Source organism: Heminiphilus faecis, from assembly GCF_008728965.1.
In the GTDB taxonomy this organism is placed as follows: domain Bacteria; phylum Bacteroidota; class Bacteroidia; order Bacteroidales; family Muribaculaceae; genus Muribaculum; species Muribaculum faecis.
Genome location: NZ_VSMC01000001.1, coordinates 219,616 through 232,541 on the forward strand (window position 1 = coordinate 219,616; position 12,926 = coordinate 232,541).

Consider the following 12,926-nt stretch of genomic DNA (forward strand, 5'->3'; position numbering starts at 1 on the left):
TCCGACCCCTCATGACAGGCTGCATCTATTGATTGCGGCCTGTCATTTTTATCAGACCAGATTTGACTAATCAGTCTGATATGTTACATAAACCATACTCTATGGTCTCATTTTGCATGGTGGGGTTGTGTTGTTACGCACTATTGTTTAACTTTGAGAAAACAACCGATAAATATTGTTATGAGACGTTCATTATGCTTTCTTGCGACATTGCTGTGCGTGGCTGTGTTTAACGCCGCAGAGCCTTTTGTGTCATTTACCCCTGACAAGGGGCTTTTCAATGTCATTGACAACGGCCGGCCTCTGCCCGTTTATCTCGACAAGGGTGTGGACGAGGCTGTGAGAATAGCCGCCAAATCGTTGTGCGAAGACTTCGGGCGCGTATCGGGCACTCCTGCCGCCATTACCGCAGAAGCACCGGCCCGCGGTATAATAATAGGTACATGCGGTACCCCGGTAATAGACCGTCTCATCGAGAAAGGCGCCATCGACGGCTCCGCACTCAAAGACAAATATGAAAAATATCTGCTCACAACAGTCAGCGACCCCGCACCGGGTGTGGACGAAGCGCTGGTCATAGCCGGCAGCGACCGCCGCGGTACCGTATACGGCATCTACGAACTGTCGGAGCAGATGGGCGTATCGCCGTGGTACTGGTGGGCCGACGTTCCTGTCATCCGTCAGAATAACGTATACATAAAACCCGGCGTATACACCGATGGTGAACCGGCGGTGAAATACCGTGGCATATTCCTCAACGACGAGGCTCCCTGTCTCACGGGATGGGTCAAAAATCATTACGGCACCGATTATGGCGACCACCGGTTCTATGCCGATGTATTTGAGCTGATATTACGTCTTAAAGGCAACTTCATGTGGCCCGCCATGTGGGGATGGGCCTTCTACGCCGATGACCCCGAGAACTCGGCCACAGCCGACCGTATGGGCATCGTCATGGGCACATCGCACCATGAACCGATGGGCCGCAATCATCAGGAATGGGCCCGCAACCGCAAAAATTACGGCGCGTGGAACTACAAGACCAATAAAAAGACCCTCGACCGCTTCTTCAGCGAAGGTGTGCGACGTATAAAGGACACTGAAGACATTGTCACCATCGGCATGCGAGGCGACGGCGACGAAGCCATGGAGGAGGGCACCAACATAAAACTGATGGAGTCAATAGTCAAAAATCAGCGGCGCATCATTGCCCGCGAGACGGGACGACCCGCGTCGGAGACACCCCAGATATGGGCTCTGTATAAGGAGGTGCTCGACTACTACGATGCAGGCATGAGAGTGCCCGACGATGTGATAATGCTCCTCTGCGACGACAACTGGGGCAACGTACGCAGGCTTCCCGACGCCAAAGAGCGCAAACATCCCGGCGGCTGGGGCATGTACTATCACGTAGACTACGTGGGAGCGCCGCGCAACACCAAGTGGCTAAACGTAACTCCCGTGCAGAACATGTGGGAACAGCTCTCGCTCACTTACGACTACGGTGTCGACAGACTATGGGTTCTCAACGTGGGCGACCTCAAACCCATGGAGTACCCCATAACGCTGTTTCTTGACATGGCATGGAGCCCGCGCCAATACGGAGCCGGCAATATCACCGACCACACCCGGCTCTTCTGCGCCCGTCAGTTCGGCGAAGACCAAGCCGACGAAGCCTCAAGAATACTCAACCTCTACAGCAAGTACAACGGACGGGTGACCCCCGAAATGCTCGACCATAAAACATACAACCTCGCCACAGGCGAGTGGAAAACCGTGGCCGACGAGTACGCCCGCCTCGAAGCCGAAGCTCTGCGCCAGTTCCTCACTCTCAGACCCGAATACCGCGACGCCTACCGGCAGCTCATCCTCTTCCCCGTTCAGGCTATGTCCAACCTCTATGAAATGTATTATTCACAAGCCATGAATCTGGCCTTGTACAGTCATGGCGACCCGAGAGCCAACAAGTATGCCGACAATGTGGAGCGCTGCTTCAACCGCGACCGTGAACTCTGTGACGCTTATAACCACGAGATCGCATCAGGCAAGTGGAACGGCATGATGACACAGAAGCATATCGGATACACGAGCTGGCACGACGGATTCCCCGCCGACACAATGCCGGCCGTAAAGCGTGTTGCCGACACATCAAAGGGAGGATATACATTTGACGAAGACGGCCGAGGATATGTCGTCATCGAAGCCGAGCACTTCTACAAAGCATGCGACGGCGATTCGGTACAATGGACCGTAATACCCGACATGGGCCGCACCCTTAGCGGCATAAGCGCCATGCCCTACACAGCACCCCTCGACGGAGCCTCGCTCTCCTACCGCATGAAGTTGCCTTCAGGCACATCAAAAGCGGCTGTAACGGTGGTTGTGAAGTCGACTCTCGCATTCAAGAACCGTGACGGCCACCGCTATGAAGTCGATTTCGGTGCGGGAGAGCCGATTGTCGTGAACTACAATCACAATCTAAACGAAGCTAAAGAAAACATATACGATATATTCTATCCCACCGTGGCACGACGCGTAGTGGAAAAGACCGTTGAACTCCCTGTAGCAACCGACAAAGACGGCTACGCCACACTTACGCTGCGCCCCATCGATGAAGGCACCGTATTTGAAAAAATAGTTGTGGACCTCGGCGCATACACTCCGCAGTACCTATACGGCACCGAGTCATCCTGCTCCCGTAATTAGCCTATAGGACCTATTAGTCCAATTGAGTGGAATAAGCACTGATAGAACGCGGTTTTCCGAAAAATATGACGGAAAATCGCGTTTTGTCCATAGCCCACGCAATGAACAGCGAGCCACCGACAGCAAACGGCACGGCAATGCAGGCAAATAAAACAAGTGTAGAATCGAAGCTGAACAACGGCAAAAAAGCCTTGCTCGCCATGGTAAATATGGGTGAAAACAGCAATATCGGCAGAGTATTGCGGCCTATAAAGTGCATGACCGACTTTATACGCACGGGTATAAACCGGTAAATCCAAAGCATGCAGCACACAGACAGATAGACTATGGCTAAGCCCGCAAGCGTGAACCGGTCAAGATTTTCAGGAAAACAGCAAAGTATGACCAGCGGCACAAAAGCCAATGCCGTGGGACGGAAGAGCACATCGAAGTCCATATGGCAACGTCCTACCGCAACTCCGAGTATAAAATACAGCGCGCTATCGGCTGACAGGAGGCCGATGTACGACAACACGCCCAAACACAGCGACAGAACGATAATAAACAACAGCGTAGGCAAACGACGGCACGCCACACTGCACAGATAGCACGCAAGGAGCGCCACAATGAGCGTGTGCAGATACCAGTAAGGCCCCATGGGCTGAAAAAACACGTTGTGAATGATCACGGCAGGTGACAGCGACTCGACTCCGCCTCTGACCGGCAGAATGGCCGACATGCCTGTGTAAGCGGCTTCCATGACGGCATAAGGTATGAATATCCACAGAATGTATCGACCGAAAACCGCCGCCGGTTTGCTCATGTTGGCAAACAAACCCGACAGAAACAGAAATACCGGCATATGAAACGTATATACGACAGCCTTGGCGTAAGGATAGGCTTCCTCGACACACACCAGATGGAAGAGCACCATAAGTATGATGCATATACATTTTACAAAATCAGCCGTCGCAACACGCTCTCTCATGCGGAAAAGTGATAAAAAACGGGCCGTTGACAGTCGAGTCACGGCCCGCCTATTGAAAGGTTGATGTATTTTGTCTTATTACTTCTTGCCGGGGTTGACGTCAGCCACCTCTACATTGAAGATAAGAGTCTGGTTAGGACCGATCTTGGCATAGGGCTGTCCCTTCACGCCGTAAGCGAGGTCACCGGGGATGTAAAGCACATACTTGGCGCCCTTCTTCATCATCTTCAGACCTTCACCGAAGCCGGGCACGACGTTGCGGGGGCTGAATGTACGGGCCTCACCCTTGGAGTCGTCAAACACAGTACCGTCGATAAGCTCTCCGGTATAGATGACAGCTACCTGATCCTTGTCGGTGATAGAGTCGCCTGCACCTTCGTTGATGACCTTGTACGAAAGGCCCGATGCGGTAGTCTTGATAGCGGCATCCTTGCCCTTTATAGAGTCGATGTAGGCTTCGCCGGCCTTGCGGTTGGCTACGGCTTCGGGAGCGTTATTAAGCTCTTCGAGTTTACGCTCTTCGGCACGAGCCTGAGCTTTCTCCATAAGATTGTTGAGAAGCTGCTGGTCCATCATGGAGTCACCGACACTGTCGGCCATGAAAGCTTTCTTGAATTCGGCCATGAACTCGTTGCGGTCCACCTCAACACCGAGTTGCTGGTAGAAATAGTTGAACTGCTGGGCCAAACGAGTACCCATGCTAAGACCCTGAAGATAAGCCACATCAGCAGTGTCAACCATGACAGCAGTCTGCAAACCGCGCATAAAAGCGGCCTTATCCATCTTAGGATCGCCCTCACGGGTGAAGTTTTCGTTAAACTGACTGCCGATAACTTTAGCGAACAGCACCGACACTGAGTCGTTCAATGCAGCATCCTCGCTGCTTGCGGCCTGTGACTTGTTGCAGGCTGTCACGCTCATAAGCATGGCACCTACTCCACAGGCAAGAATAAATTTCTTCATTGTAATAACGGTTTATTAATTTACTTTTATTAGTTCCACATCAAAAATAAGGGTCGAGTTGGGGCCGATGACATTGCCGGCGCCGTTAGGACCATAGGCGAGATTGGACGGTATGAAAAGACGCCATTTCGCACCCTCTTTCATCATCTGAAGAGCCTCCACCCATCCGGGTATCACCTGAGTCACGCCGAATGTGGCGGGCTCGCCTCTCTCCACAGAGCTGTCAAAGACGGTGCCGTCTATCAGTTTGCCCGTATAGTGTACAGTCACGCTGTCGCTTGCCACGGGCTGTTTGCCGGTACCTTCATTGATCACCTCGTACTGAAGTCCCGATGCGGTAGTCTTCACCTCTTGGCGTTTGCCGTTCTCTTCAAGAAATTTTTTGCCGGCAGCCTCGTTGACTTCGCCCATCTTGGCGGCAGCGGCACGTTGCTCGGCCTCCATCGCCTCAAAAAATGCCTTTATTTCGGCTTTGGCCTCGTCATAGCTCATCTTAGGCTGAGCTCCTTCGAACACAGCGGCCACTCCGTCGGCGAAATCTTTGATATCAAGAGTCTTTATGCCCGAACTGCGGAAATTATTGCCCATGCTGAGTCCGAGAGCATAGCTTATACGGTCTAAATTCTGATTGTCCATAACAGTCACTGTTTTAAATATGAGTAAGTGTGCAAAATTAGAGAGAATATTTGGATTTATATATTAACTTTATGTAAAAATAGATAAATTGCCCTTATACTTCACCAAAGAGGCTATAAAGCTCGTCAAACCGAGCTAATGAATCGCCTCCGTGACGCGCTATGGAATTACGCACGCGACTGAGCGTCTTCTTTTCCATGTCGCCGCTTTTTGAGTAGAACTTGTCGGCATAGCATATGAGTTTTTCAAGCATCGTCTCGGGACAATAGTCGGCAAGCGGCAGGTCGAGGTTCTGACTTATTATGTCCTCCATTGTTATACCGGTACCGGTGTGCCGCTCCGCCACACGGGCCCATTCTTCGGGCATAGCCTCCGCGCGCAACAACCGCGCGCCTATAACTCCGTGACGAATATATGGATACGCGCCTGTACAATGTATGCCGGGCGCGGAGGTGGCGAATATGCCTATGTCATGAAGCATGGCCGCACCGGCCACTTCATGCGCGTCAAGCCCCAGCCCGCGCTCGCTGTTGATGGCGAGAGCGAGCGCGGTCACCTGACGCGCATGTCGCATGTATATGGTCCGTAACTCGTTATCGGAGGGATAATACTTGTCTATTATGGCCTGATAATCGGCGGTCATCAGTCGACGATTGTGTTCCAGTTATGGATGTCCTCCTCTTCGCCGAGCTGTATGGCACGCAGACGGTTATAAAGAGCCGTGACTACCGGACCCGGCTTGCCGTCCTTGCTTACCACGTATTTTTTGCCTGTGTCGAGATCATCAATCTCCGCTACGGGCGAAGCTACAGCGGCAGTGCCGCAAGCGGCCGCCTCCTGTATAGACTCGAGCTCCTCGATAGGTATGTGGCGCTGCTCGACCTCAATACCCATGTCGCGGGCAAGCTGCATTAGGCTTTTGTTGGTTATAGAAGGCAGTATCGAGTCCGACGCCGGGGTTATGTACTTGCCGTCCTTGATGGCAAAGAAGTTGGCCGGACCGCATTCGTCAAGATACTTCTTCTCCCGGGGGTCAAGATAAAGTACAGCCGAATAGCCGTGTTCGTGAGCTTTCTCGCCCGCCTCAAGGCTTGCGGCGTAGTTACCGCCCACCTTCCAGCGGCCTGTGCCTTTGGGAGCCACTCGGTCAAACTCACGCATGATGCATATGTTGGTAGGCTTGAAACCTTCCTTGAAATATGGCCCTACCGGAGTGACGAGTATCAGAAACAGATACTCGGTAGCAGGCTTGACACCCACCTGAGCCGAGATGCCGATCTCAAGAGGACGTATGTAAAGCGACGCACCGCTTCCATAAGGGGGCACAAAACGTTCGTTGAGCTTCACCACCTTCTTTACCATCTCGCAGAATAGTTCTTCCGGTACGGGGGCCATCAGCAGACCTTTGGCTGAACTTATGATGCGCTTGGCGTTTTCTTCAAGTCTGAATATCCTTATTTTACCGTCCTTTCCGCGAAACGCTTTAAGACCTTCGAAAATTTCCTGTCCGTAGTGCAGGGAGGTCGCGGCGATATGCAGGTCGATGGTCTCGGACTGCGATATCTCTACATCGCCCCATTTTCCATCACGGTAATAACAACGCACATTGTAGTCAGTGGGGATGTAGCCGAATGACAGCTTACCCCAATCCAGTTCTGTATCCATAATTATATTATTTCAATTTCTGCGAAATTAACGATAATTATTCAATAATATATAATTTATACGAGAATTTTATCGCTTCAACGCATGTGCAATGTCTTAACGTAAACGCCAAGACATTGCACATGCGTCACATTACCGGCCCTTGCCTCTGAGGTACTCTGCGGGAGTGACACCGGTCACGTTTTTAAAATGACGGAAGAACGTGGCACGCGACGAAAATCCGCACATCTGCGACAGAGCCGTGAGAGTATAGCGCGAAGGGTCTGACTCGTCCACTATATGCTTGAACTCTGCCACACGATACCAGTTGATGTAATCATAGTAGCTCTTTTTAAGATACTGATTGAACAGAAATGACAGTTCGTGCCCCGACACTCCTGCCAACCGGGCCAAATCACCGCTTTTCAGGCCGGGATCGGTATATGGCTTCTTCGTCTTCATTATCTTGTCAAGATGCTTCAGAAGCCGCTGACACTCCTCGTCGCTCATGCGCAAGGATTTGTATCTGTTACGGCGTTCTTCTTCAGCAGCCGCGGCTGCTTGCCGAGCTGACAGCTCGGCAAGTTCGAAATGCATGCGCAGTTCCTTACGATGACGCCTATGTCCCACCATGAATATAACAAGGAGCGCGACAGCCACAAGAAGCAGGACCGACATGGATATCACAATCCAACTGAAGTGCGACTCCACCGTTATCTTAAGAGCGGACTCGCCCGGACGTCCGTCGCCACGGCGTACACGCAACATATAGGTACCCGGACTAAGGTCGTAATAAAGTATCGGCGACTTGCCTATCTTCTTTTTCCATTCCGAGTCATAACCGTCAAGACGATATTCTATGTACTGATATTCCGGAGCTATGTATTGTGGATTGGAATAATTCACCGAAAGATTATTCTTATCACGCGGCAGCCGTAACACAGACTCCCCGTCCTCTTTGCCGATAAGTCCGGTTACACTCTCGCCGTTGGCATAAACATCTGTTATATATACGGGATTGTCGATTGACGGCTGGCGTTTAAGACGGTCAGAATCCAACTTTATCAGACCAAGTGTATTGCCAAACCACAGGTTTCCGTCATCATCACGCTGCGGCGGACAGAGGGTAAATACGGAGTGGAACAATCCGTCAGCATTGTTAAACATACGGAAGTCCGATTTTTTATCATATCTCACAAGGCCCTTTTCGGTACCGAACCACAGCCAGCCCTCCGTATCCTCAAATACAAATGTGATTATAGAGTTGGACACATCGCTCTTAAACGGTATGGGCTCAAAATGCGTAAGCGCCAGATTGGACTTTATCACCTGACCGCGGTCGGGTACAAAATAAAGATTGTGCTCAGAGTCCTCGTAGACATCACGTATCTTGGTATTATTGACGAATCCTTTTGGGAAACGGTCGGCCGACAGAGTCTCGCCGTTCCACACGGCCATGCCGTTTTCGGCACACATCCACCCTCGGCCCGAGCTGTCAAAAAATATCTCGTATACATTGCCTGCCGGCAACTGTGAGTTAGCCTCGTTGTAGCAGGCTGTCTCCTGTCCGTTTCTGAAGCGAAAAAGCCCGCGCGATGTCCCGATCCACATGTTGTCGTCATCATCGACAACGATAGAGAATATCGACTCGCCGTAAAACGGCTGACGAGTATTGTCAAAGTCGGTCAGAAGCAGTGTGTCCGGATCAAAGACATACATGCCGCCTCCGTAAGTGCCTATATAATACTTACCGCGATAAAGAGCTATCGAAAATATTATATTGGACCGTATTTCCGGAAAACTGAATGTGGCCGAACGCCCTGTTCTCTCGTCGATGTAGTAGAGGCCTTCGCGAGTGCCGATAAGCTTGCGGGGTCCGTCGATCGATACGGCTCTGACAGCCATTGTACCGGTATCGATCACTCCGGGGTAGGAATATGTCTCGAATATGCTGTCAAAATAAGGCGTATAATCCACACCGTCCTGATAATAGCCTACCCAAAGCAGTCCGCGGTCATCAATAAGCATAGAATATACCGAATTGCTCCGGAGCCGGGAGCCATCAGCCGACCGCGACGACAGATTACATACAACTTTGCCCTCGGGCACCGAGTATATGAATATGCCCTCTCCGTCAGTGGCTATATACAGATAGCCGTCATCATCGGCCGACAAGGAGGTGATTATGTCGTTGCCTATATCTATGCTATCGGTAAAATCGCGCCGTTCTATGTCGAAAAATATGACCCCGTCACCGGTAGTACCGACAAAAAGCAATCCGTCATGCCCCGAAAGGCGTGACACCGTACTGCTCACCGGCACCCTGTAGACCTCGGTACGGCGCGTGGCAAAATCCAGATGATAAAGTGTGCGCGACGCAGCTATCCACATACCCTCGTCGCCGTCGGGCCACAATGCGGTCACCTCATTGTCTTTTGACAGCACGTCATCGCGCAACAGCAGTCGAGCTATAGAATCGCTTGCCGTCCTGTAGACAAACAAGCCATAACGCGACCCTATGTACAAGACACTCTCTTCGGCACGGTACACAAGCGTATTTACCGGGAAATTGATCTTATCAGGACATATGGCAGACAGCTCCCTGCTGTCGGGACTCAGCCTGAACAGTCCCTGATGGTTGCCTACGAATATCTCGCCGTTTTTTCCTTCAGTGATAGCATTGACTCTTTCGGGTCCAGACTTTGATCCGGGAAAATGATACGACCTGATATTATTGCCGTCGAAACGGTCGAGAGCAACACCGGTGCCCAGCCACACATAGCCTTTTGAGTCCTTGTATATGGTATTGACAAGTATGTCACTCAGCCCCTCCGATGAAGAAAGATGATAAAAATTTCTTGTAGCGCCTGTACACGAATATGCATAACCCCATACCGCAAGCAATAACACCAGAATACGACGCAATATATCAATTGCTTCGATTCTGCCTGCGGATTTCATCGGTTTACACATCTATACGGGAGTTTAAGGTTATTTTTTAAATGCAAATTTAGCATATCTTTTTATTTATAATACTCCATAAAGTCCTTTTACACTCACTCTGTCGTAATTTTTTCCGTAATTTTGTACAAAATAAGTATAAGTAATGGAGAAAAAAACAATCTGGGACCTTAACCGGATAACTCCCGACAGTTTTAAGACAGCGCCCAAAGTGCCCATAGTCATGGTACTCGACAACATACGCAGCCTGAGCAATGTCGGGGCAATACTGCGCACATGCGACGCCTTTGCAGTGGAGCGGGTGTTGCTATGCGGTGTCACCGGCACCCCGCCGTCGCCCGAGATACACAAGACAGCACTCGGAGCCGAGGACTCTGTCGACTGGACATACTGCGACGACACCCTCGAAGCAGTCAGACAACTCAAGCGCGACGGTTATACCGTGTGCTCCCTCGAGCAGGTCAAGGGCAGCGTGTCGCTTGAGTCATTCACACCTCGCGAGGGCATGAAGTATGCACTCGTCGCCGGCAACGAAGTAAAGGGAGTGGCGCAGGATGTGGTGGATGCAAGCGACGTATGCCTCGAGATACCGCAATTCGGCACCAAGCACTCGCTCAACGTGTCGGTAAGCGCCGGCATAGCCCTATGGCAGCTCTTCGCCCATATGCAACTTAGGCAATAAAGCACACATGAGAGTGTCAATAATGGAATGACGACCCTCCCAGAAACTCCCTCAACAAAGATGTAGAGGGTATAAGGCGGTCGGTTATAGGGGTGAAGTAACTCAACAGTTTCCGCAACCTGAATGCTTCGGCATACTCCGGAATGTCGCGCGGCACACCGTTAAGTATCTCTTCGGCAAACTCTTTCATGACGCCAAGCTCGAATATGAGCGACGAGTTAAACATGGCGTCGGCATTTTCCTGAAAGGGAAATATCCAGCGCTCCTCGCCGCGACGCACGCTCGGCCATCGCTTTATGGTATCGGCAGCCGACACACCTCGATATTTGTAATCGCGTATTATACGGCGCAGCAGTCGATTATCGGTCGTGGGCACCCAGTTGTGATCATCAATCGACAGCGTGGTCAGCGCCGACACATAGACCATATACTTCATCTTGGCGTCTATATGCGAGGTCAACTCGGGATTCAGCCCGTGTATGCCTTCGATAAGCAGCACCGAATTATCGTTGAGCTTAAGTTTGCGTCCTTTATATACACGTTGACCAAGTTCGAAGTTATAGGTCGGTAGGTCAATCTCCTCACCGGCTATAAGCGCGTTGAGGTCGCGGTTAAACGTGTCGAGGTCGAGAGCGTAAAGCGACTCGAAGTCATATTCGCCGTCGGCATCGCGCGGAGTCACGTTGCGGTTCACGAAGTAGTCGTCGAGCGATATCATCTTAGGCTCCAGAAGGTTGGTCATCAGCTGTATGGCAAGGCGCTTGGTAAATGTAGTCTTACCTGACGACGACGGGCCGGCGATAAGCACCACCTTCGCCCCGCCTTCGGCATAGCGTCGCGATATTTCGTCCGATATACGTCCTATTTTCTTGTCATGCAAGGCCTCGGCCACATTGATCAGCATGGCGGTCTCCTTGCCGGCTACAGCGTTGTTCAGGTCACCTGCATCATCCACCCCTATCACCCGGTTGAAAGCGAGATAATCGGTAAACGCATGATACATCTTCTCCTGCGCTATCGGCGATGCGGCCACCTCCGGATTATTGCTGTCAGCCCCCATAAGCAGGAAGCCCTCCTTATATAATATAAGGTCAAATACGGCACACATCCCCGTAGACGGGGCAAGGTTTCCATAATAGCTGTCGCATACTCCGTCAAGACGGTAATACACGGTGTAAAGCTCATGAGTGGTGCGCAACAGCTTCACCTTGTCGTGAAGCCCCTGCTTCTCAAATATTTTTATGACATCGGAAGTAAGCCGCTCCTTCCGCTCAAAGGGTATATTGCGGCCCACCAGCTCCTTCATGTAGGCTTTCAGGCTGCCTACCACTCCGCCGTCGACCTTGACATCGCCCTCAAGACGGCAATAATAGCCTCTTGACACGGAATGCTCTATCATAAGGCGCACACCCGGATAAAGCGCCGCCACAGCCCGGTAAAGCATCATGCAAAGCGACCTCACATACACACGGTGTCCCGACGGACTCTGCGCCGTCAGAAAGAGCACCTGCTTCGGCGAAAAGAGCGGAAACTGCATGTCCTCCGTCTTGTTGTTGACCTGCGCGCATATCGGACGCTCCGGCAGTTCGTCGGCTACACTTTCATATATGTCAGTGAGCGTGGCTCCCCCCTCAAATGATATATATCGCTCCACATTCTTGCAATAAACCTTAAGCTGAGTACTCATAAAAACCATTATTAATAGTTGAAACAAAAATCGTCTTTGTAAAGATACAAAACTTTTACGTGATAAGTTCAGTCATACATCACCAACTTAGACTAATCAGACTTATTTGTCCAATTTAGAGGTGCCGGAGTTTCGATAGGCTATACGTGCTTTGGTCATTTGTTCTCGAATTCCACCATTTTTAAGAAAGTCGTCTTTAGCACGTTCAATAAATTTACGAAGAAAAACATCAGTCTGATGAATGAGGGTTATAGCAAGATTACAAACCATTTCCTGATTACACTTTTCGAAAATTGCACGATAATAAGCCGAGTCATTATGTTGAGAGCACAATATCCTGAGCTTAATGAGACGAGGATTGTCTTTTGACCACTGTACATAGTTATTGATACGCAAATAATCCTCATAATCAAGCAGTAGTTCCTGAAGAGAGGCTTTTGCGACATTAAGCAACTTTATCTCGGTTTCACGTGAAGTAGTCGATGCAGAACATCCCTCTGCGATATTCTGCTTGCCGCTACGGGCAGCTTGAATCATCTGGTCAACTGTTCTGTCGCCTTTTTGCAAGAACTTACGAGCAAACAGTACCGTAATATCGTAGATACACTCCGATTTTTGAAATGCAATCAGCTTTCTGAAATTACCACGCTGCGGCAGGAAGTCATTATCGTGCATAGTAT

10 protein-coding genes are annotated in these 12,926 nt (G+C 50.6%); 2 read left to right on the forward strand and 8 right to left on the reverse strand.

The genetic code is table 11. The features are described from left to right. Positions 1–180: 180 nt before the first annotated feature. The gene (locus FW767_RS00855) at positions 181–2,706 is read left to right on the forward strand and encodes a glycosyl hydrolase 115 family protein (protein WP_121697998.1); all 2,526 of its coding nucleotides are present in this window, start codon (positions 181–183) and stop codon (positions 2,704–2,706) included. Between the two features lie 13 nt (positions 2,707–2,719). Here the strand turns inward: FW767_RS00855 and FW767_RS00860 are convergent, their stop codons facing one another. The 6 genes from FW767_RS00860 to FW767_RS00885 all read right to left on the reverse strand — a co-directional run bounded on the left by FW767_RS00860 (position 2,720) and on the right by FW767_RS00885 (position 9,877). Continuing rightward, entirely contained in the window at positions 2,720–3,673 is a 954-nt protein-coding gene (locus FW767_RS00860) for an acyltransferase family protein (RefSeq protein WP_121697997.1), read from the reverse strand. A 78-nt stretch (positions 3,674–3,751) separates the two neighbouring features. Then, complete coding sequence (locus tag FW767_RS00865) at positions 3,752–4,636, reverse strand: FKBP-type peptidyl-prolyl cis-trans isomerase (RefSeq protein ID WP_121697996.1); 885 nt, start codon at positions 4,634–4,636, stop codon at positions 3,752–3,754. Positions 4,637–4,651: 15 nt separating this feature from the next. Continuing rightward, positions 4,652–5,272, reverse strand: a complete 621-nt coding sequence (locus FW767_RS00870; RefSeq protein WP_121697995.1) for an FKBP-type peptidyl-prolyl cis-trans isomerase — start codon at positions 5,270–5,272, stop codon at positions 4,652–4,654. 94 nt (positions 5,273–5,366) lie between these two features. Beyond that, complete coding sequence (locus tag FW767_RS00875; RefSeq protein WP_121697994.1) at positions 5,367–5,915, reverse strand: HDIG domain-containing metalloprotein; 549 nt, start codon at positions 5,913–5,915, stop codon at positions 5,367–5,369. Further along, on the reverse strand, positions 5,915–6,937 hold the full coding sequence (locus FW767_RS00880) for a branched-chain amino acid aminotransferase (protein WP_121697993.1): 1,023 nt from the start codon (positions 6,935–6,937) through the stop codon (positions 5,915–5,917). The genes FW767_RS00875 and FW767_RS00880 overlap by 1 nt, the downstream gene beginning before the upstream one ends. A gap of 132 nt (positions 6,938–7,069) precedes the next feature. Beyond that, on the reverse strand, positions 7,070–9,877 hold the full coding sequence (locus FW767_RS00885; RefSeq protein ID WP_205523757.1) for a two-component regulator propeller domain-containing protein: 2,808 nt from the start codon (positions 9,875–9,877) through the stop codon (positions 7,070–7,072). A gap of 145 nt (positions 9,878–10,022) precedes the next feature. On the opposite strand from FW767_RS00885, the gene FW767_RS00890 reads away from it, so the two are divergent. Further along, entirely contained in the window at positions 10,023–10,559 is a 537-nt protein-coding gene (locus tag FW767_RS00890) for an RNA methyltransferase (RefSeq protein WP_121697991.1), read from the forward strand. 16 nt (positions 10,560–10,575) lie between these two features. Here FW767_RS00890 and FW767_RS00895 read toward each other — a convergent pair whose 3' ends face one another. Further along, positions 10,576–12,246: a nucleoside kinase gene (locus FW767_RS00895; RefSeq protein ID WP_121698081.1), complete on the reverse strand. Its 1,671-nt coding sequence runs from the start codon at positions 12,244–12,246 to the stop codon at positions 10,576–10,578. Between the two features lie 102 nt (positions 12,247–12,348). After that, on the reverse strand, positions 12,349–12,921 hold the full coding sequence (locus FW767_RS00900) for a four helix bundle suffix domain-containing protein (RefSeq protein WP_121697990.1): 573 nt from the start codon (positions 12,919–12,921) through the stop codon (positions 12,349–12,351). Between the last annotated feature and the right edge of the window lie 5 nt (positions 12,922–12,926).